Annotated in this window: 16 protein-coding genes; 4 read left to right on the top strand and 12 right to left on the bottom strand. The window is 56.8% G+C overall.

What is annotated here, in order from left to right; all coding sequences use genetic code 11:
* Position 1: 1 nt before the first annotated feature.
* From AC22G1_RS08245 to AC22G1_RS08230, 4 genes are read right to left on the bottom strand one after another with little or no spacing between them, the layout of a single operon-like run.
* Positions 2-1651 (bottom strand): hypothetical protein, encoded by a 1650-nt coding sequence (locus AC22G1_RS08245; protein WP_487316329.1) that lies wholly within the window; start codon positions 1649-1651, stop codon positions 2-4.
* The gene (locus AC22G1_RS08240; protein WP_487316328.1) at positions 1648-2556 is read right to left on the bottom strand and encodes a DUF58 domain-containing protein; all 909 of its coding nucleotides are present in this window, start codon (positions 2554-2556) and stop codon (positions 1648-1650) included. The genes AC22G1_RS08245 and AC22G1_RS08240 overlap by 4 nt, the downstream gene beginning before the upstream one ends.
* On the bottom strand, positions 2556-3548 hold the full coding sequence (locus tag AC22G1_RS08235; protein WP_487316327.1) for an AAA family ATPase: 993 nt from the start codon (positions 3546-3548) through the stop codon (positions 2556-2558). Before AC22G1_RS08235 ends, AC22G1_RS08240 begins: the two co-directional genes overlap by 1 nt.
* Before the next feature lie 15 nt (positions 3549-3563).
* Positions 3564-4997: a hypothetical protein gene (locus tag AC22G1_RS08230; RefSeq protein WP_487316326.1), complete on the bottom strand. Its 1434-nt coding sequence runs from the start codon at positions 4995-4997 to the stop codon at positions 3564-3566.
* Positions 4998-5183: 186 nt separating this feature from the next.
* On the opposite strand from AC22G1_RS08230, the gene AC22G1_RS08225 reads away from it, so the two are divergent.
* Positions 5184-7907: a M16 family metallopeptidase gene (locus AC22G1_RS08225; protein ID WP_487316325.1), complete on the top strand. Its 2724-nt coding sequence runs from the start codon at positions 5184-5186 to the stop codon at positions 7905-7907.
* 29 nt (positions 7908-7936) lie between these two features.
* Here AC22G1_RS08225 and AC22G1_RS08220 read toward each other — a convergent pair whose 3' ends face one another.
* The 4 genes from AC22G1_RS08220 to AC22G1_RS08205 form a co-directional block, all read right to left on the bottom strand.
* Positions 7937-9301 (bottom strand): sensor histidine kinase, encoded by a 1365-nt coding sequence (locus tag AC22G1_RS08220; RefSeq protein WP_487316324.1) that lies wholly within the window; start codon positions 9299-9301, stop codon positions 7937-7939.
* 181 nt (positions 9302-9482) lie between these two features.
* Entirely contained in the window at positions 9483-10481 is a 999-nt protein-coding gene (locus AC22G1_RS08215; protein WP_487316323.1) for an AAA family ATPase, read from the bottom strand.
* Positions 10482-10565: 84 nt separating this feature from the next.
* Entirely contained in the window at positions 10566-11255 is a 690-nt protein-coding gene (locus AC22G1_RS08210; protein WP_487316322.1) for a response regulator transcription factor, read from the bottom strand.
* Between the two features lie 48 nt (positions 11256-11303).
* Positions 11304-14327, bottom strand: coding sequence for a TonB-dependent receptor domain-containing protein (locus tag AC22G1_RS08205; RefSeq protein ID WP_487316321.1), 3024 nt, complete (start codon positions 14325-14327; stop codon positions 11304-11306).
* A 156-nt stretch (positions 14328-14483) separates the two neighbouring features.
* On the opposite strand from AC22G1_RS08205, the gene AC22G1_RS08200 reads away from it, so the two are divergent.
* Positions 14484-14708, top strand: coding sequence for a hypothetical protein (locus AC22G1_RS08200; RefSeq protein WP_487316320.1), 225 nt, complete (start codon positions 14484-14486; stop codon positions 14706-14708).
* A gap of 77 nt (positions 14709-14785) precedes the next feature.
* Here the strand turns inward: AC22G1_RS08200 and AC22G1_RS08195 are convergent, their stop codons facing one another.
* Together AC22G1_RS08195 and AC22G1_RS08190 are read right to left on the bottom strand one after the other, a co-directional pair.
* Positions 14786-16336, bottom strand: a complete 1551-nt coding sequence (locus AC22G1_RS08195) for a methyl-accepting chemotaxis protein (protein ID WP_487316319.1) — start codon at positions 16334-16336, stop codon at positions 14786-14788.
* A 100-nt stretch (positions 16337-16436) separates the two neighbouring features.
* On the bottom strand, positions 16437-16883 hold the full coding sequence (locus tag AC22G1_RS08190) for a Fur family transcriptional regulator (protein ID WP_487316318.1): 447 nt from the start codon (positions 16881-16883) through the stop codon (positions 16437-16439).
* A 295-nt stretch (positions 16884-17178) separates the two neighbouring features.
* Here AC22G1_RS08190 and AC22G1_RS08185 point away from each other — a divergent pair, with 295 nt between their 5' ends.
* Complete coding sequence (locus tag AC22G1_RS08185) at positions 17179-17478, top strand: DUF440 family protein (protein ID WP_050658579.1); 300 nt, start codon at positions 17179-17181, stop codon at positions 17476-17478.
* Positions 17475-18458, top strand: coding sequence for a CobW family GTP-binding protein (locus AC22G1_RS08180; protein ID WP_487316317.1), 984 nt, complete (start codon positions 17475-17477; stop codon positions 18456-18458). The genes AC22G1_RS08185 and AC22G1_RS08180 overlap by 4 nt, the downstream gene beginning before the upstream one ends.
* A gap of 36 nt (positions 18459-18494) precedes the next feature.
* Here AC22G1_RS08180 and AC22G1_RS08175 read toward each other — a convergent pair whose 3' ends face one another.
* Both AC22G1_RS08175 and AC22G1_RS08170 read right to left on the bottom strand, forming a co-directional pair.
* Entirely contained in the window at positions 18495-21662 is a 3168-nt protein-coding gene (locus AC22G1_RS08175) for an efflux RND transporter permease subunit (RefSeq protein ID WP_487316316.1), read from the bottom strand.
* Positions 21663-21673: 11 nt separating this feature from the next.
* A complete protein-coding gene (locus tag AC22G1_RS08170) occupies positions 21674-22885 on the bottom strand; it encodes an efflux RND transporter periplasmic adaptor subunit (RefSeq protein ID WP_487316315.1) in 1212 nt (403 codons plus the stop codon).
* Between the last annotated feature and the right edge of the window lie 17 nt (positions 22886-22902).

Genomic DNA, 22902 nt, shown 5'->3' with positions numbered 1-22902 from the left:
CTTAAGGCATCTTGCCGCGTTGCACCAGGCGCCACTCAAGGGCCAGCAGCAACGACGCCGCAATAACAAGCCACCACACCAAACTGACTGGCGGCGCCTTTGCCTGCGCGCTTTTAGCCGTTGCCAGCGGTTGGGTTAATGCTGCGGGCAAGGCGTCATTGCTCAGCGCTACCTGCAGCTGCGCAGGCGCATCAGGCCAAGGGCCACTGGCCGCAAGATAGGGGGCTTTTCCGAGGGCCAAGCGCCGGTAATGCTGGCTGCCGCCAAGGCCATAGGCTGCCGACAGATCATAAAGGTCGCTTCCGGCTTCAGCGTAAGGCACCCAGGGCTGCTGCCCGGCCAGCCAGCGCAGGGATTTGGCCAGCAGCACCGGCAGGGTGCGCGACTGAATAAAATGGCTTTGCCCGGTGAGTAGCGGCTGCCAAAGGCTAAGTTGCCGATGGCTTGCCGGCAGCAATTCAAGACGAATGGGGCGATGGAACTGATCGGCCAGGGCCTGCATCTCTGGCCCCCTGAGCCCCAGTTCGCTAAGGGCGCCTTTGAGGGCTTTGGCGTCGTCGCCTGGGCTGTAGGCGAACACCAGGGCCGCCTGCTGATCGGGGCTTATCAACAAGGCCGGAACCCCCGGGCGCTGCGGTTCACCTTCAACCAGCACTTGCACCTCGGCTTTGGCTGCTTCGCTCAGCACCATGCCAGGGTCAGCCTTGACCAAGGCGCGCATCACCTCGGGGGCCCCATTGCTGACAGCCACTTTCAGGGGAGCAAAATGGGGCAAGACCAAGTTGGCACTGTTGTTGGCGGCAAAGTCGTCGGCCTTATTCAGCGACACCCCCAGCACCTTGCCGTTAGCCGGCAGGCCGGACAGCAAAAAGGCGTTGTTGCCCTGGGGTACCAAAGTGGTTTGATAGGGGCTACCCGCCAAGGTCAGCGACAGATCGCCAGCGCTAACGCCTTGGCCACTGACCCTTATCAGCACATCGACCAACGATGGCTCGGCAGACGCCGAAGGGCTGGCGCCCAGCGCCACTATTCCCTGATCCTGCTCCAGGGCCTTGGGAGCAAAACCGCGCACCAAGGCCTTAGCGGCCTCCTCCGGTAACGCCGCCGCGCCATAGTAATAAACTTGGCGATGCTGATATTGGCGCAAAAAGGCGCTGACAGGCGAGGGACTCAGCGCCGGTGTCACTTTGGCCAGGCGCCGCTTGAGCAGCGCCAGAGACTCGCCTTTATCCAGCAGCAGGCTGTTCACCGCGCCACCGACAAACACTTGCCGCTCATCAGCCGGTACTGCGGCCAGATCATCAAGCAGCGCCTGGCGCGCCGCCTCAAAGCGCCCTGGCGGCGCCAGGGTTGCCGAGGCATCCAGATAATAGAGCCGGGCTGGCTTGGCAGGCTCGGCCCATTGCACTCCGGCAGCCGCCAGCCACAGCAGCAAGGCGATGGCCAACGACAGTAAATAAGCCCACCAGTAGCGAAACCGCTGGCGCAGCACCCGCACCGGCGCGTCGGCCAACGCTTCTTGCCAAAGCATCAGTGTTGGCAAGGTCACCCGTGTAAAACGCACCTTGAGCTGTTGCAACAGATAAAGGGCGGCGGCCAGCACTAAGGCACCGGCGAGCACCAAGCCAAAGGGGATCTGGGTAAAGTTCACAGCCTTAGCCCTCCGGCCGAAAAGAGCGCGCTTAGCTGCGCCAAAAGGTCTTTGTCGGTATCAATCTTGATGTGCGCAGCTCCATACTCTTGGGCAAAGCGCTGTAACCGCTGGTCAAAGGCCTGATAAGCCTTTTGATAGCGGGCAATGAGCGGGTCGGTCAGGGTCAGATCGCACACCGCACCAGACTCGCAATCTTCAAGGCGTAGCTCACCGTTAAAACGGGCATCCAGCCTGGGGTCGGCGTCCTGCTCCCTGACCAGTTGCACCAGCAGCACCCGGTGCCGAAGCCCCTGCAGCGCATCACAAACAGCCTCGACACCCGCCTCATCGAAAAAGTCAGACACCACCACCACCAACCCCTGGCGCAGCGGATAACCCGCAAACTGGCGCAGACTACCGGTAAGAGCGCTGTGGCCGGTGGGGGAAAGCTCGGCCAGCATGGTGGCAAAGCGCATCAGGTTGCTTTTGCCGGAAAGGGCCTTGACCCGGGTTTGCAGCTCGGCGGCAAAAGGAAAGAGGCCAACCGAATCGTGCTGCCCCAGGGCAATGGCTGCCAACGCCAATACGGCCCTCAGCCCTGACAGCGCCCTTGGCGGCGTTTCGAGGTACATGCTGGGGGATTGGTCAACCAGGAAGTACACCGGTAGGTCTTGTTTTTCTTCAAAAACCCGGACAAAGAGCCGGCCCATGCGCTGGTAGACATGCCAATCAATGGCCCGCAGGTCGTCCCCGGCGGCATAAGGTTTGAAATCGGCAAATTCCAGGCCCTGGCCCCTGGCCCGGGTTTTCTGCTCTGCCAGGCGGCCGCCTTTTTGCGCCTCGGCCAGGCGCAGTGAAAACTGTTGCAGCCGAGACAAGAAATCGGCGTCAAACAGGGCATCAAAGGTCAGGGGCGAGGCCATTATCGGAGCTTCGCCAGCACGTCTTGCACCAGGCTGTCAGGGCTGACTTTGGCAGCCTGGGCATGAAAGTTAAGGACCAATCGGTGGCGCAGCACCGGTTTGGCCACGGCGCGAATATCCTCTGCCAGTACGGTGAAACGGTCGTTTAGCAGCGCCTGGACCTTGGCAGCCAGCATCAGGCTTTGGATCCCACGCGGCGAGGCGCCCAGGGACACATAGCGGTTGATGGGCTCCGGGGCGTAGTCGCTGCCCGGCTGGGTGCCCATTACCAGGCGAATGGCAAAGGTTTTTGCCTCGTCACTTACCGGCACCGAGCGCACGATACTGCGCATCTGGTTGAGGGTGTCGCCGTCGCTGACCCCAGCCAGTTCAATCTTCTGGCCACCGGTAGTGCGGTCAATGATGGTGTGATAGTCCTGCTCGCTGGGGTAGCCCACCACCAGCTTGAACAAAAAGCGGTCCAATTGGGCTTCGGGTAACGGGTAAGTCCCTTCCTGGTCGACCGGGTTTTGGGTGGCCATCACGCAAAAAGGGTCGTCAAGTTTGATGGTGCGCCGCCCAACCGTTACCTGCTTTTCCTGCATCACTTCCAGAAGCGCTGATTGGGTTTTGGGCGTTGCGCGGTTTATTTCGTCGGCCAGTACCAGGTTTGACACGATAGGCCCAGGCTGAAAACTCAGCTCATGGCCGCCCTGCTCGTTCTCGGTCAGCACCGACGCGCCCTGGATATCGGCAGGCATCATGTCCGGGGTGAACTGAATGCGGGAAAACGGCAACCGCACCGCCTGGCTGATGGCACTGACCAGCATGGTCTTGCCCAATCCCGGCACCCCTTCCAAAAGCACATGGCCACCGGCCACCAGGGCCGTCAGCACCCCGTCGATGATGTCAGCCTGGCCGACAATGACTTTGCTCACTTCGTTGCGGATCTTCTCGAACTGTTCTTTAAACAGGCCGAGGTTGCTGTCTAGTTGGCTGTCGCGCATTTGCATAAAGAATGCTGTCCCTTAGTGATTGTCGTTTTGCTCGCTATCCGGCGGCATCAGGAAGAAGCGCTTGATAAGCTGCAATTCCTGCTGACTGGCCTGCGGCTGAGGCGCCTGTTCGATGCTGCCGTTCAGCTGGCCACGGCTTTGGGCCGCGCCCGGTTGCTGGCCGGAGGCTGTCGCAAAAACCTGTTCGGTGCTGCTGCTGATGCGGCCCTTATTGGCCGTACCCAGTAACTGATCTTCCATGGGCACGGCCAGCAAAATGCCCGCCACGCCACGGCTTTTCTTAATGCCTTCCTGGCTGCCTTGGCTTTGCCCCTGGTTACCTTTATTGCTATTGCCCTGCCCTTGCCCCTGGCTGGGATTGCCTTTTTGGCTGTGGCTGGTGGCATTCTTGCGCCCGGCGCCCTGCTGCTTTGCGTTGCTGTTGTTAGCCGCCATGGGTTTTTCGGCCGACGATGCGCTGCGCCCTTGCGCTGTCGTGGCCTTGGCATCGGCTGCGGCCTCACCGTCGCTGCCGGCAGCGCTTGATGGCTCAGCCGATGAGGACGGGGTAGCTTCGGCGTTGGCGGCAACCGCCGGCTGCGCTGTGTGAGTAGCGGCTTTACCAGGCGTCTTGGCAGCAGAAGCCTTGGCGCTGGCAGCGCTTGGGGAGCGGGCTTGGCCGGCATTCCCTTGTGCGCCTTGCCCATAAGAGCCTTGGCCTGTAGCCGATTGCCCCTGCCCCTGGCCTTTGCCGCCCCGGTTACTTGGCGCGGGCTCATGGTTAGCCGAAGACGCTGAACGCCCCTCACCGGCCTTACCCAAGGGGGCAGCAGCCATGGGGGGGGCGGCGTTAACCGAAAGCACGTCGGCCTGGGGTGGCAAAATGATGTTCTCTGTAATCGCGCCCTTTTCGGCCAGTAGCGATGGCATTTGCAGCGACACCGGCAGCCACCCAGCCAAGACAAGCAGCAGCGCGGTGCAGGCCAAATAGGGCCAGGCCCTGCGGCGCCCAGTCCAGGGGTGGGACTCAAGGCTCAAATCAATGCCAAGGGCTTTTTCTATCCAGGGCGCGGCATCCAGCACGGCGGCTTCTTCAAAACCGCTGCGGCTGTTTTTGGCCATAAATTCATCGGCGGTGACAATGCGGTTGTTGGCGCCAAGGCGGGCGTCAAAGAGGGCAAGGTGCGCTATGCGGCCGCTACGCAGCTTGCGGCGCCAGTAGCGGTAAGTGCCCGCCAGCAGCGTCAGCAGCACGATCAGCATCCCGACAAACGCATCAGCAGCACTGAAGGCGCCAACAAGGACGGCAGCCAGCACCAGCAAGGCCAAGACCGGCAGCAATGGCAGCATAAGATCGCCACTTCTGGCCAACGCCTCGCCACGGAAACGGGCATGCCAAAAGCACCGGCCGCTGGCATCAAGCCGGTCGAGCTGCTGTTGGATAACTTGGTCATGGTCGAGAACCATTTGTGCCTGCCCTGCTGGAGTGGATGGCAGTCATTAAACACCAGCTAACTTGCACCAACCTTGCAGCTTTGGGCTGCCCTAAATGCCGCTTTTTCGCCCTGCCAGCTTGGGGTAAGCAAGCTGTGCCTAAATACCGTTACGGCACTCTACTTACGCAGGTTTAACAAATTGAATTTTATAAAAAAAGTGGCATCAAGCCTGGTGCTGTCCGGGCTGTTGCTCAGCCCCTTTGCCAGCAGCGCCGACAGCGAGCAGGTTTTCGACAAAATAAACATCGACTACCAGACCTTCACGTTGCCCAATGGCCTTACCACCCTGGTCCATAGCGACCACTCGGTACCCAACGTGTATGTGGGTGTCTGGTATCGGGTTGGCTCCAAGGACGAGCCAGCAGGCAAAACCGGTTTTGCTCACCTCTTTGAACACCTGATGTTCCAGGAAACCCCCAATCGTAAAGGCGAGTATTTTGCTCCCTTCATCGCGGCAGGCGCGGTGGGCATGAACGGGACCACCAACCTCGACAGAACCAACTACTTCGAAACAGTGCCCAGCAACGCTCTGGATATGGCGCTGTGGATGGAATCCGACCGTATGGGCCACCTGGGCCAAGGGATCACCCAAAAGCTGCTTGATGAGCAGCGGGCGGTAGTGAAAAACGAAAAACGCCAGGGCCAGCTGCAACCGGGAGCCGAAGGATATGACCGCTTTGTGGCCAACTTCTACCCCAAGGGCCACCCGTACGATCACACCACCATCGGCTCGATGACCGATCTGGATAACGCCACCCTTGACGATGTGAAAGCTTGGTTCAAGGACAACTACGGCGCCGCCAACGCGGTGCTGGTGCTCTCCGGAGACATTGACCTGGCCAGCGCTAAGCAAAAAGTGGGCTACTACTTTGGCGACGTGCCGGCCGGTAAGCCCATTAACCGTATCGACCAGTGGGTACCGGCGCTGTCTGAAGTCAAACGAGACATCCTCTACGGCAAAGTGGGAAGCGCCAGCATCAGTCGCACCTGGCCCTTGCCTAACGGTACCGACAAAGACACCAACCTGATGGAGATTGTCGGCGCCACCCTGGCGGGCTCCCAAAACGCCTTGCTTAACAAAGTGTTGGTGGACGAGCTGCAACTGGCTACCGGTGTGCAGGCCGGTGTTGATGCCCATCAGGTCAGCAGCACCTTTACCATCAGCGTCGGTATCAAGCCCGGGGTATCGGTACAAGCAGTCAGCCAGGCCCTCGACTCTGCCTTGGCCCGCTACTTCAAGGACGGCCCCAGCCAAGCTCGCCTGAACGACCTCAGCCTTGGTACCAACATCGCCATGCTGCGCTCATTGGAAAGCAACGCCGCGGTGGGTGATCGCCTGATCAGTGGCTATGTGCTCAACGGCGACCCGCTCTTTTTCAACAAGCAGCGTCAATGGCTGGCCAGCGCCAAGGCAAAGGCGATCCGAGACCTTGCCAAAAAGTGGCTGAGTAAGCCGTACTATGAATCCCAGATGCTGCCCTTGCCGCAAACCAGCACGCAGCAACAAACGGTGGATCGCGCCAAGATCCCCACCCCGGGCCCCTTCAAAGGCGAGGTGAAGTTCCCGGCCATCAGTGAGGCCACCTTGGCCAACGGCATGAAACTGGTTGTGGCCCAGCGCCACGGCCTGCCAATAGTGGATGCAAGCCTGGTGTTTAACACCGGCTCCCTTGCCGAACAGCCATACGGCCCCGGCGTCGCCGGCTATGCCTTTGAGCTGCTGACCAGCGGCAGCCGCCGCTACGATACCGACACCCTGGCCGACAAAATGGATGCCATTGGTACCAATATCAGCGCCCGCTCAGGCAAGTATCAAAGCTCCGTGTCTTGGAGTGCGCTCGACAACTACCTCGAGCCCGCCTTTGCCCTGGCTGCCGAGGTAACCCGCCACCCAAGCTACCCGCAAAAAGAGCTCGACAAACTCAAGACCCACATCGCCACGTCTTACGCGGCCTATGAGCAAAACCCCATCAATGCCGCCAGCGCCATTTACGCCGACGCCATCTGGGGTAAGGCCCATCCGTTTGGGCACATTGCTAGCAAAGAAGAGGCCCTCGCCTTCAGCCGCGACAATATCCAAGCCTTTCACGACCATGAAGTGGGCCCCAATAACGCCACTTTGTATCTGATTGGCGATATCACCCTGGATAAAGCCAAGGCCCTGGCCAAGCGCTACTTTGGCGACTGGCAAAAAATAGCCCCCAGCGCCGTTGACCACCCTGCTGTTGCCAATGGCAGCCTGGGTAAGGTGATCCTGGTTGATGCCCCAGGCGCCGTGCAAAGCAGCATTGCCGTTGGTAAAGCCATCGCTCCTTTTGATAAGGACAAAGCGGCAACCGACTTGCTGATGAACGCAGCGCTGGGCGGTGGCTTCCAGAGCCGGCTCAATATGAATCTGCGAGAAGACAAAGGCTGGGCCTACGGCTTTAGCTCCTATATCGACAGCGATCCCCACGCCCAGCGCGTCTTTACCGCAAGCGGTACTGTCCAGGCCGATAAAACGGCGGCCAGCATGGTGGAGATCCAAAAAGAGATCCAGGGCTACGCAGCTGGCAACCCCATCAGCGCCCAGGAGCTGGCCAGGGATAAAACCTCGACCATCCACAGTATTCCCAACGGTTTTACCAACAACGGCAGCTATCTGGCGTCGATGATCAACTCGGCCTCCTTTGGATTGCCTTACAACAGGGCTGAAGGAGCCGTGCAGCGCTTGCAACAGGTAACCTTGGAAGCAGTGCGGGCACAAGCCAAGGCCACCTTTGGCACAGGGAAACTGACCTGGGTGGTGGTCGGCGATCTGAGCCAAATTGAAAAGGACATCCGGGCCCTGAAGTTAGGCCCAGTGGAAGTCTGGGATACTTACGGCAATAAACTGCGCTAAACAAAAGGCTCCCTTCGGAGCCTTTTTCATCAGGACCAACGAACCGTAAACAAGGCGCCGCCGCCATCAGCATTAATGACGCTGACCTGGCCACCGTGCAAACGCACGATTGCCTCAACAATGGCCAGCCCCAGGCCATGACCATTGCGATTTGGCGGGAACTTGGCAAAGGGCGAGAACAGGGAATCGAGATTTTCCGGCGCGATGCCAGGGCCAAAGTCGCGTACCGTCACAGTGCCATCGCGCGCCAAGCATAATTGCACCTCGGCGCCGGGTTCAGAGAACGACACCGCGTTATCCACCAGGTTGGTAATAGCCACTTCCACCAAGCCCCTGTCGCCTTTCATTGCATGGCTTCCGGCCAGATCATCCAGTGTCACTTTCACGCCTTGTTGTTCGGCATGGGCAGCCACCGACTGAACCACCCGCTGGCAGCTATCGGCCAAATCAAAGGTCTTATCCAGGCTCCTTGGCCCCCCGGCCTGCATCAGCTTGAGCAGCTGATTAACCAGACCGGTTAAACGCCGTACATCATTGATAAGCTTATCTTTTATCTCACTGTCATCCATCAGCTCCAATCGGGTACGCAGCACCGTCAGAGGGGTGCGCATTTCATGGGCGGCGGTAGAGAGAAAGAAGTTGTGCTCCTTTTGGGTGGCATCGACCTTGGCGATCATCTGATTAACCGCCTGCACCAGCGGCAGCACTTCTTTGGGCAGCCCTTTTTCAGGCAGCTTTTGGTCAAGCTTATTAGGATCAAAAGACGCCGCCACGTCAGCCAGCTTTTTCAGCAGCCGAATGTTCAGCACCAAAATCAGCGACACAATCAGAAAGACCCCCAGTGCCGAATACAAAAAGTTGCTGCTGTTTGATAACAACACTTTGAAATACACCGTCAGCGGATTGGGGGGATCAATGGTCAGCGGCACCTTTATCCCAATAAATTCAAGGTAATAACTGGAGTTACCGCAGGAGCTGTATTGCACATAGCCAGCGCTACCATCGCTATCGGAGACACTTTGAAACAAGCTGGAGCAGTTATTAGCCATAGCCACTTTTTTGTTGACCGCATCAAGTTCATCAATATGTAGCAGGTGATAAAAACGAGGGGTATAGCCTGGGCTGCTGAAAACGGTATCACCTTCGTAAAGGTAATACCTGAAACCGGGGTTCAGCTCTTTGACCTTTTTTAACACTTGGTCATTATCTATCGGCACCGATTTATCTTTTTTTGCGACCAACGAGTCAATGTAATTTCTTAATGCCGTACGTACGAGCTCCTGCGTTTTCTCGATCGGCGTCGACGCATCAAAGCGGACATCGCGGTCAAGAACAGGACTCACCATGAAAAAATAAATACAGGCAATAATAAAGAAAATGGTCAGAAGGGTCATTTGACCAAAAATGGAAGCCGGCAGTTTTACAATATTTTTTAACGCCACGTTTTATACTCGTTTGATCCCAATCTTTTTACTCTACCAATATTTCATAATCTAGGCAGTGCATTTATAAAAAAACCTCCCAAGACCTAAGCCAAGGGAGGTACTCCAAATTCGGAAAGGACGTTGGGAGTGGTTATTGGGGGCTGTGGGTTAATAAGTCTTGCAGCAGCATATGGCTGGTCACGCGATTGGCCTGGGCCTGAAAATTGAGCACCACACGGTGGTTAAGCACAGCCGGGGCAACCGCCTTGATGTCATCACAGCTTACAGCGAACCTGTCGTTGAGCAGCGCTTTGACTTTTGCCGCCAAGATAAGGGCCTGTACACCACGGGGGGAGGCGCCTAACGCCACATAGCGGTTCACCATTGACGAGGCATAAGAACTGCCGGGTTGGGTGGCCATGACCAGGCGGATAGCATAGGTTTTTGCCTGCTCAGGCACCGGCACCTGGCGAACCACGTCGCGCATCTGGCAAATCTCGTTGGCATCGGTGACAGCATTTAAAATGATGACATCATCACGGGTGGTTCGGTCGATGATGGTGTGATAATCCTGCTCGCTGGGATAACCCACCACCAATTTAAATAAAAAGCGGTCAAGCTGGGCCTCAGGTAAAGGATAGGTGCCCTCCTGGTCCACCGGGTTTTGCGTCGCCATCACGCAAAATGGCTCATCGAGCTTGATGGTTTTACCGGCCATAGACAGCTGCTTTTCCTGCATCACTTCCAGGAGCGCCGACTGGGTTTTGGGTGTTGCCCGGTTGATTTCGTCCGCTAACACCAGGTTGGAAACAATAGGACCAGGCTGGAAATGTAGCTCATGGCGCCCGGAAGGCATTTCCGTTAACACGGAGCTGCCAACGATATCGGCCGGCATCATATCGGGGGTGAACTGGATACGGGAGAACGGCAGCGCAATGGCTTTACTTAACGAGCTGACCAGCATGGTTTTGCCAAGGCCCGGCACCCCTTCGAGCAAAACATGGCCGCCGGCCATCAGTGCCGTTAACACGCCATCAACCACATCGGCCTGCCCCACCATCATTTTATTGACTTCGGCCTTTACCTTAAAAAAGACCTGTTTAAAGAAAGTGGCACTTTCCTTTGCAACAGCCAGCCCTTGGTAATTCACCAGTGACTCCCAATATAAGTAATAACAACCCCAAAAGTGTAAACGGCCTAGCTGACACTGACCTTACCGGGCCCAATTTCACTTTTAGCCTTCAATCAGGCTATAGCCGATACCGCGTATCACCTGAATTTTGACCTTGTCGGTTTTCTCGGCAAGATTCTTACGCAATCTGGAAATTTGTGATTCAAGAGAATTGGAGCTGACAAACTTGTCATAGCCATAAACCCGAGATTCCAGGGTTTCCCTGGCCACAACAACACCAGGCCGGGCCATTAACGCTTCCAACACTAAGGCTTCGGTGCGGCGCAGCAGCAGCGGCTGGCCTTCCACCATGAAATTACGGCTGGCCACATCATAGGCAAGGGGGCCAAAGGTTTTAATGTCGGAGCTCACCTTGATGGGATGGCGTAGAGCATTGCGGATCCGCGCCAACAATTCCCGAGGTTCAAACGGCTTGGCGATATAGTCGTGGGCGCCCGATTCCAGCCCGTCGACCTTATCATCAACATCGCCAAGAGCTGTTAATAGGATAAAACGCTGCGGTTTATGCTGCGCCAGGCAATAATCCATCAGGCTCATCCCTTCTCCGTCCGGCAACATCCTGTCCAGCAGCACCAAATCAAAATCATTGTCTTGAATAGCCACCTTGGCAATGGCAATAGAGGGGGCAAGGTCGACAACGAAGCTTTGGCGCTCCAAAAAGGCGATTAGCGTCTCAGCGACGCCGGTATCGTCTTCAACCAGAAGTAACCTCATAACACCTCCAGAGAACATGAAACGCCCTGGCAAGCAGGGCGTTTGGTTTACACAAAACGGCAGCGCTTAGAAATCATATTGCAGTTCGAGGGACAGTGTCCTGCCCGCAGCATCATATCGCGCCGTATCGTATGGCCGGCCCTGAACCACCACAAAGGCAGGGTCGCGGTCAAAGATGTTACGGCCGGCAAAGTTAACCCGCAGGGCATTGGTCAACTGATAGCCCATGGTCAAATCGAATGTGGTCATCGAACCGACCTCTTTTGCATACTCTGGACGGTCGATAACCCCGGCGTACATGTTTTGCTCGTAATCATTGATGTAGCTTGGGGTGTAGTACATCCACAAAGTCGCCGTAAAGTCTTGGTAGTCGTAGCGAAGCGAACTGGTGATCTTGTACTTATCAACCCCTTGCAGCTTACCGATGGTTGAAATGGGAGTGCTGTCCTCAAAAGCCTTTTGCTCTGACTTGATATTGCGCAGATACGTCACTTGTGGCGCAAATGAGCCGAAAGCGGTATCCAGGTTATAACGCAGCTCATAAGTCATAGACTCAAAAGTCGAACCCGAGATGTTGGTTGTCAGCGTATTTGCCTGAATGATTTTGCCACTGCTATCACGAGTAAAATATTGTGGCAGCTTATAGACCTCAGATTGCGGTAACAGGTAATACATGTCCTGCAACTTGGCAAACTCGTTCCGGCGCTCGGTTTTATTCCAGGTGACATCAAGGTTCAGACCATTGAGCAGCCCACTTGGAAACAGCGATAGCATCAAGGACTTTTGCGTCGAGGTTTGCGGTTTCAAGTCTGGGTTTGGCGCCATCTTCATTGGCGCATAGTACGAGTTGGCACTGTACTGGTAGTCGCAATCGTTATGTGCGCTGCAATCATAGAGCGGATCGTTAAAAATAATGGTGCTGTAGGTGGTGGTGCCAGCAACGTCAAATAGCTGCGTAAATGGTGGCGCCTGAAAGCCTTTTGACCATTTCCCGCGCAAAGAAATGCCGTTTATCGGCTCCCAGTAGAAGCTATAGCTGGGCGTAGTTCGTGCAAAGGTATTTTTACCCATCACCAACTCACCGCCTTGGTCGACAGGTGTGCCATCTACCGTGCCAACGGCGCCTTTTGTTTTATAAATATCCCGGCGCGCAGCCACTTTCAGGGTTAATTGTTTCGCCCCCAAAACGGTGTAATCACCGCCGAAAACCGGCAGGTTAAGCTCGCCAAACAAGGCATATTTGTCCCTGTCTACCGCTTCACCGGTTTTGACCTTTACTTCGTTGCTGCTGACACCATCATCGTTGTATTCGCCACCAAAGGCATAAAACACTTTACCAGCCGGCAACTGATACAAAGAGCCATTGAGCCTCAACTCGTAGTTTTTAAGGCCAGAGCTACGCTGCTCTTCCTCTTGCAGGAAGAAAAAGTCATTAATGTTGGCGCCGGCCGCATTGGCAGAAGCATTCCACGGATTAAAAGCAACATTGGGGTCACTGCTGGTCAAGTCTATACATTGCTGGTCAAACGCCTGCTGCAACCGGTCACGGTCAGCGCCGGTGACAAGACCACTCGTCAGGTCGTAGTTGTAACAAGAAACACCGCTCGGAGAATTGGTATCGGCGATCAAAGATACCACCGAGTTAAAGTTCCAACGCTGGCCTTTACTGGTTGATGCCGATGTCGTGTACACGAAATCAAGCTTGGTATCTTCGTTAAACTCGTAGGTAAATCCGGTATTCAGGCTCCAGTTGATGTTGGTATTTTGAATTCGCCCTTGAGGTAGAAGGCCAGCATCCAATTCAGCCTGCGGGTAATAGGCAACCGTTGTGCCAGGGTTGTAAGAGCTGAAATAATAGGCTGGGTACGGATTGTAATATTGCCCTGGCGCCAGCTGAACCGTTAAGCCAGATGTATATTGGTATTCTTGACTGTTCTTGGCGCGGGTATAAAGGCCATTGGCATAAAAGCTCAAGTGCTCTGTTAGCCGTTGGTCAAAATTTAGGGTCACACTCATGGTATCAGCGTCAGGGCCAGCTTTTTCAGGCACATAATCACGCATCACTTCTGAGCCGACAGTCACCATATCATCGATGGTGGGTTTACCCGTAAAACCGGCAGGAAGAGACAAACCTTGCTCAATTGTACCGATGTAATTCCCTTCACCGTCATATTGATAGACAGGCGTTACTATCACGCCCGGCTGAGCACCGTTTGATAAAGAGCGAAAATCATAAGTACTGTCGCCATCGTAATAACTAGAATAGTTTTCGGTGGTATAACCCGACTTCCAGTTATTAATTGGCTTTTGCTTTGTATATTCAACAGTGCCGGAGACACTACCAGATGTCCAAGCATAACCCGAGTAAAGACTAATACGGTCTTTATTGGCATTATTTTCTGAATCAAGGTGCTGCACACTGATGGTGCTGCCTGAAAAGCCTTTTTTCAGAATGAAGTTAATGACGCCGCCCATGGCATCAGAACCGTAAACGGCAGAGGCGCCATCCAGGCTAATTTCTACCCGCTCGATGGCGGTCAACGGAATGCCATTGAGGTTCACAAAACCGTCTTCAATACCGGCAGCTCCAGCTAAACGACGCCCATTCACCAATACCAGGGTCTGCCCGGCGCCCATGCCGCCGAGGTTGGCAGCCGACACCCCCAAAGACCCCAGTGCTGATACCGCCGTTTTCCCCCTGTTGCTAAGAGGCCCTTTGGTTCGCTCATTGGTAATGGTACCGATGGTGGCCAGGTTTTGCGGCAGGGTACGGATCAAATCTTCAACACTGCTGACCCCCCGAGCCTTGATGTCCTGCTCGGTAATAATGAGTTGTCGCGAGGTGATGTCACCGTTTTGCAAGCGGGTACCGGTTACCTCGATATGTTCTTCAGCAACATTGGTATCTGTTTTTTCCTTTTTATTCTTTTTCTTTTCGGTGGTTTTGACATCAGTACTGGCCGTTGCATTTTCAGATGAAGTGGCCTTGACCTCGATATCCGAAAAGTCACTGGTTGCATAAGCAGCAGGTAAGTGGCTTCCCCACAAGGCCAGGGGTATTAACGCCAGGCGAAACTTTTTATTGTCCACGGACTATCCCTCAAATTTTGATTCACAACTTATATTTTTAAATTCAGGAGATAGGCCACTAACCACAGACCTCAGCCTCCATAACAGGCTTATAACAATGCAAGCTTGCACCAACCTTGCATAAGCCGGTCAGAATGAGACCTGTGTTAAACCTTGATGAAACTTGAGTTAAAGATCAAACATCTTCATGAGAAATGTAAAAAACGCATGTTTTTTATGCACTTGAAATTGGCTCCTCTCTTTGGCTCCCGACGGGTGAAGCCCTGGCAGCTTAATATCAAAAGCTTGTCGGAAACTGGCAAAGCCCTTCTTTATAAACATCAAACCAATCGCCACCCACCTATTTATCTAGATGATATTAAAGTTTTTTTTATGATTTGACGTGTCTGGCCCACCAAGCGTTGACCAGAAAACAGGCAGAAAAAAAGCGCCTTTCGGCGCCTTTTTCATAAATGTGATCAGTGGCGGAATCTCGCCACCATCTCTTGGAGTTGCCCGGCTATCTGGTGCAGCTTGCCGACGTTATCCGACGAGGCCTGGGCCTGGCCGACGCTGTCTTTGGCAAGGTCGGCAATGGTTACCACCTGGCGGTTTATCTCTTCGGCCACATGGGCTTGTTCTTCCACGGCGGCGGCCATTTGCAACGACATATCGGCAATGGCGCCTACCTCGTCAGAAATGCCGCCAAGCATGGTCTCGGCCCGGCGCACCTGCGCCAGGCCCTGCTCGGCGTCGCTACGGCCGGTATCGGCAATTTTCACCGCCGCATCGGCCTGGCGAGTGAGGCGCTCTATTATCTGATGAATTTGCTGGGTGGACTCTTGGGTGCGGCTGGCAAGCTTACGCACCTCATCGGCCACCACCGCAAAGCCGCGGCCCTGCTCGCCGGCGCGGGCCGCCTCAATGGCAGCATTTAGGGCCAACAGATTGGTCTGCTCGGCGATTTGCTCAATCATCATCGCCGCCTGGGCAATGCTGTGGCTCTCAGCTGAAAGGCTTTGTACCGACTGGCCGATGGCATCGACGGTGTCTTTTAGCTGCTCGATGGCGCTGCGGGTATCCCCGGCCACTTGGCGACCATCGCTGGCCAGACTGTTGGCACTGTCGGCCTTGCCGGCGGTGGCCTGAACATGCTCGGAGACCTCGGTGATGGTGGAGGTCATCTGCTGCATGGCGGTAGCCACCTGCTCGGTTTCTTGCTGCTGGCGATGCATTTGGCTGGCCGCCTGCCGGCTCTGGTTAAGGCCGTCTTTGGCGCCAGTGGCGACGCTCTTGGCAGCGTCGTCGATGCGGGTCATTACCATGTCCAGGTGGGCACGGGTGGAGAGAATTTTAACCTTCAAAAGGCCCAACTGATCGTTATTGTCGGTAAAGCTTTTTACCGCCAACTCATCGGCAAAGGCCTTGGGCAGCAAGCCGCTTAAGCCTTCGAAAATGGCGTTGCGTTTAACCCGGCTCCAGATGCTGTAAATGCCGAATACCACCATCACCCAAAGCTCGGCTGCCAGGCGCCAGCCGAGGGCGTAAAAAAGCCCCATAATGGCGGCGCCAAGGGCGATACCCACCAGTTGCGGCTCAAGCTTGGATAGCTTGGCGCTTTTGCCTTGGTTGATAAGACTATAAAGCGCCTCGGCGCGGGCTACGTCGCTGCGGCTTGGGCAGCTTCTAACCGACTCATAGCCCACCATCTTGCCCTTTTCGGTGATGGGGGTGATGTAGGCCTGTACCCAGTAGTGATCGCCGTTTTTGCAGCGGTTTTTTACCAGGCCCATCCAGGGTTTGCCGGCTTTAAGGTGCTCCCACATGGTTTGAAAGGCGGCCGCCGGCATGTCCGGGTGGCGCACGATATTCTGGGGCTGACCGAGCAGTTCGTCGCGGCTAAAACCGCTGATGTCGACAAACGCGTCGTTGCAGTAGGAGATATTGCCCTGGAGATCGGTAATGGAAACCAGGCGCTGCTCGGCACTGAAGGTGCGCTCGCGGCCGGTTACCGGCAGGTTTTTTCGCATAGATGAGATCCGCACTGAAGCCACAGGGATATATCGGCAGCTTCATAAAAACATTAACAAAAAGCAGTTTACGTCAGCGTAATACGAACACTGTTTTGTATCAATGCTGGCGGCAACGGGCGCACAGGCCGTGTATCTCGAGGCCTTTGTCGGCCATGGCAAATTCCAGCCGCGCCGATTGCTCTTCAAGGGCGGCCAGCAGCTTGGCGGCGACCGGCACTTCGTCTACATGGCCACAGTTGTCGCAGATAAGAAACTGGGCGCGATGTTCTTCGTGCTGGTGGCTGCAAAGGACAAAGCGGTTGGCCGAATCGAGCTTGTGTACCAGGCCCAGCTCCATAAAGAACTCCAGGGCGCGGTAAACGGTGGCGGGTTTGGGATTGGGATGCACGGATTTGATGGCATCTAACAGCTCATAGGCCGTTACCGGGCCGTGTTGGTCGGCCAACACGCTCAGCACATCAGCCCGTTGGCTGGTCCACTGGCGGCCTGACTGGCGGCAACGCTCTTCTGCTTCTTGCAGTAACTGGCTGTTTTGACGCTTCATGTGACCCGTGATTCGGCAATAAAGGACGGCCATTATCAGCCTTAAGCCAAAGGCACACAACCACAACGCGTTTGGCTAGTGCGATCAAGCATTTAGGGCACGCTGTATGGGTTTAACGCCCTGTCTTGAGCGGCCAATGGCTTTTACATTGCTCTGACACCTTTCTCCCTGGTGTAGGGATTTCCGTCAGCCATGGATGGCATTTTTACGCCCTGACGCCGCTACCGGGCGCGAAATGTTCTGCGCCCCCGCCCAAAGTGCGAGACAATGGCCCTGCTGATAAAGAGGAGCTGTTATGTCCATTGACGATGCCATCGACTGGGGTTACGAGTTGTTTCTGGCCCAGGCCGCCGACCATCTCAGCGCAGAAGATCTGGTAGATATCACCCTGGAATTTGAAGAACGGGGCGCCGTGGACGCCGTGATTCCCGGTGCCGACTGGGCCAAGGATATCGTGGTGCCCCTGGCCACCGAGAATTTCACCGAAATTCAGGTTGGCCTGCTGGGCGAAAACGACGATTTCGACACCATCCATTGCCGCATCCTGCTCTCCCTCGACGGTAGCCAGCCCCCTCGTTATCTGTGGAAGTCATGAAGTTTCAAAGCCCCATCAAGACCCATATCATCACCGGCTTTCTGGGTACCGGTAAAACCACCACTTTGCTGCACCTGCTGGCCCATAAGCCGCCGCAGCAAAAATGGGCAGTGCTGGTCAACGAATTTGGCGAAGTGGGTATCGACGGCGCCTTGCTGTCACAAAGCGGCGCCGCCATCCGCGAAGTGCCGGGCGGTTGCATCTGCTGCGCCCAAGGTTTGCCGATGCAGGTGGCCTTAAATCAGCTAATTCGCGAGCAAAACCCTGATGTGCTGCTGATTGAGCCCACCGGCCTTGGCCACCCGGCCAGCCTCCTTGAGCAGCTGAGCGCCAGCCAATACCGGGGCGTGTTGGCCCTGGGCGCCACCCTGACCCTGGTTAACCCCCAGGCGCTTTTTAACGAGCGATACCTCAGCCACGACACCTATCGCCAGCAGTTGGCCCTGGCCGATGTGCTGGTGTTTAACAAAACCGATATGCCCGGTTGCCCGGCCAAAGACGCCGTTTTTGCCAAGGCCGATACGCTGGGGCTCACCGATAACCGCCTCTGGTTAAGCCAGGGCGAGGTGCCCCTTGAGACCCTCAATGCCCCTACCCGGCCGCTCATACAAAAGTTTGCCAAGGCCCAGCAGCCCGCCCTTGATACCGTGCTGCCCGCCACCTTGAGCGTGCCCCCTGGCGCGCTTTTTGAGCGCCGGGCCCAGCACCAGGACGGCATGCACAGCCTGGGCTTTTTGTTTGCTCCTGGGTGCCGTTTTGATTTTCGCGAGCTGTGGTTTTTGTTCAGCGCCTGCGACGTGCTGCGCTTAAAAGCGGTGATGATGACCGACAAGGGCATGATGGCCTTTAACGCCGTCGACGGGGCACTTGCCATTACCGAGCTGGGGGTCGATGGCGACAGCAAGGTCGAGCTGATTGACCACGACGCCCTGGACGGCGATTTTTTGGAAGCCGGCCTTAAAGCGGCGCTGCTGGCATAAAAAAGCCGGCCACAAGGGCCGGCAAAGAGGGGCTCGTTAGGAGCCGTGCGTTAAGGCTTTTTTGGCCCGCCGCCTTTCTACTAGGCGGCGAATAACCACGTAGAACACCGGGGTTAGCAAGAGGCCGAAGAAGGTCACCCCAATCATCCCTGCAAACACCGCCACACCCATGGCCTGGCGCATCTCGGCGCCGGCGCCGGTGGACAGCACCAGCGGCACTACCCCCATGATAAAGGCCATGGACGTCATCAAGATGGGGCGCAGACGCAGCCTACAGGCTTCCAGCACCGCCTCGACAATACCTTTGCCCTGCAGCTCTTCTTGCTCCTTGGCAAACTCGACGATAAGTATGGCGTTTTTACAGGCCAGCCCCACCAGCACGATAAGCCCTATCTGGGTGAAGATGTTGTTGTCACCACCCTGGATCATCACCCCGACCATGGCGCTTAACAGCGTCATCGGCACAATCAGCACGATGGCCAGCGGCAGCGACCAGCTCTCATAGAGCGCGGCCAGGACCAGCAGCACCAGGATTATCACCAGCGGGAACACCAGGTAGCTGGTATTGCCGGCCAGAATTTGCTGGTAGGTGAGCTCGGTCCACTCGAAGGTCATGCCGTTGGGCAGGTTCTGGTTAAGGATGCGGGTAATGGCGTCCTGAGCCTGGCCGGTACTAAAACCGGGCGCGGGCGCGGCGTTGATCTCCGCAGTCGGGTAGCCGTTGTAGTGCATCACCCGGTCCGGCCCGGAGCTTTGAGTCAGGGTGACAAAGCTGCCCAGCGGCACCATGTCGCCATCGCGGTTACGCACCTTGAACAGGCGAATTTGCTCGGGATCTTGACGGAACTCGGGGCCAGCCTGGGCGTTCACCTGGAAGGTGCGGCCAAAGCGGTTGAAGTCGTTCACGTACAAGGAACCGAGGTACACCTGCAGGGTGTCGAAAATCGACGGCAGTGATACCCCTTGCATCATCGCTTTTTCGCGGTTCACGTCCACATCCAGCTGCGGCACGCTCACCTGGAAACTGGAGAAGATGCCGGTCAGTTGTGGGTCTTGCCAGGCTTTTTGAATGACGTTCTGAGTCTGCTTGTAAAGCTCTTCAAAACCCAGGCTGCCACGGTCTTCCACCTGCAGGCGGAAGCCACCAATGGTACCCAGGCCCATCACCGGCGGCGGCGGGAAGATAGCGGTGTAGGCTTCCTGCACGCTGGCAAACTGGGCGTTAAGGTCGGCGGCAATGGCGCCCGCTGACAGCGCCGGCGTGGTGCGCTCATCAAAGGGCTTGAGGGTCACAAACAGCACGCCGCTGTTGGAGCTGTTGGTAAAGCCATTGATGGACAGCCCCGGGAAGGCCACGGCGTGCTCGACACCGGGGTGCTTGAGGGCAATCTCGCTCATCTTGCGAATAACGGCTTCGGTGCGGTCCAAGGTGGCGGCATCGGGGAGCTGCGCAAAGGACACCAGGTATTGCTTGTCCTGGCTTGGCACAAAGCCGGTGGGCACCTTGTTGAAGCTAAAGCCGGTCAGGGCAAGGAGGCCCGCGTACAGCACCAGGGTGATGGCCGAGCCGCGGATGATTTTACGCACCCCGAACACGTAGCCACCGGAAGCGCGGTTGAAGAAGCGGTTAAAAGGCTTGAACAACCAGCCGCCCAGCAGCGTATCGAGGATGCGGGTCAGGCGGTCTTTGGGCGCGTCATGGCCTTTGAGCAAAATGGCCGCCAGGGCCGGGCTCAGGGTCAGGGAGTTGAACGCCGAGATAAAGGTAGAAATGGCGATGGTCAGCGCAAACTGGCGGTAGAACTGGCCGGTCAGCCCGGAGATAAAGGCGGTAGGCACAAACACCGCCGCCAGCACCAGGGCGGTGGCGATGATGGGGCCTGTGACTTCGCGCATGGCCTGGGTGGTGGCCTCGAAGGGGGTCTTACCCAGGGCAATGTTCCGCTCGACGTTCTCCACCACCACGATGGCGTCGTCCACCACGATACCGATGGCCAGCACCATGCCAAAAAGGCTAAGCGCGTTAAGGGAGAAGCCAAACAGGTACATCACCGCGAAGGTACCCACCAGGGATACCGGCACCGCCACCAGCGGAATGATGGACGCGCGCCAGGTTTGCAGGAACAGCACCACCACCAGCACCACCAGTACGATGGCTTCCAACAGGGTATGGGCTACCGCTTCGATGGAGCCGCGCACAAAGACGGTGGGGTCGTAGACGATGGAGTAATCCACGCCTTCGGGGAATTTCTTCTTCAGCTCGGCCATCTTGGCCCGCACTTCGTCGGAGATGGCAATGGCGTTGGAGCCGGGGCGCTGGAAGATGGGAATGGCCACCGCTTGTTTGTTATCCAGCAAGGAGCGCAGCGCGTAGTTGTCGGCGCCAAGGGCAACCCGGCCGATATCGCGGATACGGGTGACTTCGCCGTCTTTACCCACATGCACCACGATGTTGGCAAATTCCTGCTCGTCGGCCAGGCGGCCTTTGACGTTGATCAGCAGCTGGAAGTCTGAATGGTTGGCATCTGGCGGCGCGCCAAGAGAACCGGCCGCCACCTGGGTGTTTTGGGCACGGATGGCGTCTACCACGTCAGACGCGGTGAGGTTACGGGCCGCCAGTTTGTCTGGGTCAAGCCAAACCCGCATGGCGTACTCGCCGGCACCAAACATCCGTACCTGCCCTACCCCGTCCAGGCGCGCCAGCTCGTCTTTGACGTTCAGCAGCGCATAGTTGGACAGGTACAGCATGTCGTAGCGGTTGTTGGGGGAGGTCAGGTGCACCACCATGGTGAGATCGGGCGAGGATTTCTCCGACACCACCCCAAGGCGCTGCACTTCTTCGGGCAGGCGCGGCAGGGCCTGGGCCACCCGGTTTTGCACTTCTACCTGGGCATCGTTGAGATCGGTACCCAAGGCAAAGGTGACGGTCAGGGTCATGCGGCCATCGGAGGTGGACTGCGAAGACATATACAACATGCCTTCAACGCCGTTAATGGCCTGCTCCAGTGGCGTGGCCACGGTTTCCCCTATCACCTTGGGGTTGGCGCCGGGGTAATTGGCTGTCACCACCACGGTGGGGGGCACCACTTCCGGGTATTCGCTGATCGGCAGCTTGAACACCGCCAGCAAGCCCGCGATGACCAAAATGAGCGATAGCACGGCCGCAAAGATAGGCCGCTTGATGAAAAACTGGGAGAAATTCACTTAACCCTTCCTCAACGTGCAGCCAGGGTATTGGCTTGCGCTGTGCCAGATGGCACCTTGGGCGCCTTGGTGGCAGCCAGCAGTTGCAGTTCGCTGTCGGTGGCCATGGGTACCACATCGGGGCTGATGGTGGCGCCGGGGCGTACCCGTTGCAGACCGTTCACCACAATGGTGTCGGTGGCTTTAAGGCCGTCACGGACGATACGCAGGCCACCTTCCAGCCGTGGCCCCAGGGTCACGGTGCGGTAATTGAGCTGGTGCTTGTCGTCCATCACCAACACGAACTTCTTGCCAAGATCGGTGCCGATGGCAGTGTCTTTTATCAACAGCGCCGGGTAGGTGTTGCTGGCTACCCACTTGATGCGGGCAAACATGCCGGGAGTCAGGCGACCGTCGTCATTGTTAAACACCGCCCGTACTCGGATGGTGCCGGTATCGGGGTTGACCTGGTTATCCAGAAAGTCGATATGGCCGGTAAAGGGGAAGCCCTGTTGCCCTGCCAGACCCATCAGCACCACCTGGTTCGGGTCGCGGGCGCCTTGGCGCAGGCCTTGGCGAGCCAGATCGTTGTATTGGATAAAACGCTGCTCGTCGGCATCGAAGTAGGCATAAATCGCCTTGGTGGACACCACAGAGGTGAGCAGGCTGGAGCCGGCGTTCACCAGGTTGCCAGCGGTGATGTAAGCGCGAGACACCCGGCCTGATACCGGCGCCCGCACCTCGGTGTACTCGAGGTTAAGGCGAGCGGCATCAAGGGCAGCAGCGGTGGCGTTAACGGTAGCTTCGGCGGCCAGCGCCGTGGTTTCCCGGGCATCGGCCTGCTCGGCGCTCATGGCATTGCCTTTGAGGCGCTTGGCGCGCTGGGCTTCCATACGGGCCTGATGCGCTTTGGCGGTGGCGCTTTGCAGCTCAGCTTCCAAACGTTTAACCTCGGCCGCAAAGGGGCGAGGGTCGATTTGGAACAGCAGATCGCCTTTTTTCACCAGGCTACCTTCGGTGAAGGCCACCTTGTCGATGTAGCCTGAAACCCGCGGGCGAATTTCAACCTGCTCAGGGGATTGCAAGCGGCCGGTGAACTGGTCCCATTCATTGATGGGGGCCTTGACCACCTTGGCCACCGAGACAACGGGGGCCTGGGCCTGGGCGGCATTCTGCTCGGCTTTGGGCGAGCAGCCCGCCAGCACCAGCAGGCCCAGAACAGCCAGTCGAGAACGAATAGACATGAGTGGCTCCGAGAAAC

The sequence above is a fragment of the Gallaecimonas zhanjiangensis genome, from assembly GCF_057624825.1.
The sequence above is the reverse complement of the archived record's forward strand: the minus strand, read 5'-3'. Positions and strand labels throughout refer to the sequence as shown.

Excerpts from the sequence above, each read along its gene's own strand:
- AC22G1_RS08185 (WP_050658579.1), top strand. The coding sequence starts at position 17,179 with ATGTCCATTGACGATGCCATCGACTGGGGTTACGAGTTGTTTCTGGCC.
- AC22G1_RS08210 (WP_487316322.1), bottom strand. The coding sequence starts at position 11,255 with ATGTTCTCTGGAGGTGTTATGAGGTTACTTCTGGTTGAAGACGATACC.
- AC22G1_RS08190 (WP_487316318.1), bottom strand. The coding sequence starts at position 16,883 with ATGAAGCGTCAAAACAGCCAGTTACTGCAAGAAGCAGAAGAGCGTTGC.
- AC22G1_RS08240 (WP_487316328.1), bottom strand. The coding sequence starts at position 2,556 with ATGGCCTCGCCCCTGACCTTTGATGCCCTGTTTGACGCCGATTTCTTG.
- AC22G1_RS08170 (WP_487316315.1), bottom strand. The coding sequence starts at position 22,885 with ATGTCTATTCGTTCTCGACTGGCTGTTCTGGGCCTGCTGGTGCTGGCG.
- AC22G1_RS08230 (WP_487316326.1), bottom strand. The coding sequence starts at position 4,997 with ATGGTTCTCGACCATGACCAAGTTATCCAACAGCAGCTCGACCGGCTT.
- AC22G1_RS08220 (WP_487316324.1), bottom strand. The coding sequence starts at position 9,301 with ATGACCCTTCTGACCATTTTCTTTATTATTGCCTGTATTTATTTTTTC.
- AC22G1_RS08200 (WP_487316320.1), top strand. The coding sequence starts at position 14,484 with ATGAAACTTGAGTTAAAGATCAAACATCTTCATGAGAAATGTAAAAAA.
- AC22G1_RS08195 (WP_487316319.1), bottom strand. The coding sequence starts at position 16,336 with ATGCGAAAAAACCTGCCGGTAACCGGCCGCGAGCGCACCTTCAGTGCC.
- AC22G1_RS08235 (WP_487316327.1), bottom strand. The coding sequence starts at position 3,548 with ATGCAAATGCGCGACAGCCAACTAGACAGCAACCTCGGCCTGTTTAAA.
- AC22G1_RS08180 (WP_487316317.1), top strand. The coding sequence starts at position 17,475 with ATGAAGTTTCAAAGCCCCATCAAGACCCATATCATCACCGGCTTTCTG.